Raw genomic sequence first — 420 nt, 5'->3', positions numbered from 1 at the left:
TTGGCGATGGGTTCGGTTTTGTTTTTATACTCGAAAAGTGAACTGTATTATACTAGGAGAAGCTGTAAGCACGTTAAGCTTACGGCTTCTTTTTAGCTTGTCTAATTGGAAGAAATCCTGTAAAATAGCAGTAGGATTACTTTAGAAATGGAGTATTAAGATGGAGAGAGCCGAATCCAATAGCTTTGAAAAGAAAATCTGGGACGCCGCCTGTGTTCTGCGGGGAAATATGGACGCTTCGGAGTACAAAAGCGTTGTCCTGGGGCTGATTTTCCTTAAATACATTTCTGACCGTTTCGATGAAAAATACCGGGCTCTTGTCGCGGAAGGCGACGGCTTTGAGGAGGATATTGACGAGTACGCCTCCGAGGGGATCTTTTTTGTTCCGGCAAGCGCCCGCTGGAGCGTTATTTCCGCCGC

Annotated in this window: 1 protein-coding gene; it reads left to right on the top strand. The window is 45.7% G+C overall.

Features of this window, described 5'->3' with window-relative positions; all coding sequences use genetic code 11:
• Positions 1-160 precede the first annotated feature (160 nt).
• Positions 161-420: type I restriction-modification system subunit M N-terminal domain-containing protein (locus DPQ25_RS14395; protein ID WP_146740583.1), on the top strand; the 260-nt coding region annotated here is incomplete at its 3' end.

Origin of the sequence: Hydrogeniiclostridium mannosilyticum (genome assembly GCF_003268275.1) — a bacterium.
In the GTDB taxonomy this organism is placed as follows: Bacteria; Bacillota; Clostridia; order Oscillospirales; family Acutalibacteraceae; genus Hydrogeniiclostridium; species Hydrogeniiclostridium mannosilyticum.
The sequence above is the reverse complement of the archived record's forward strand: the minus strand, read 5'-3'. Positions and strand labels throughout refer to the sequence as shown.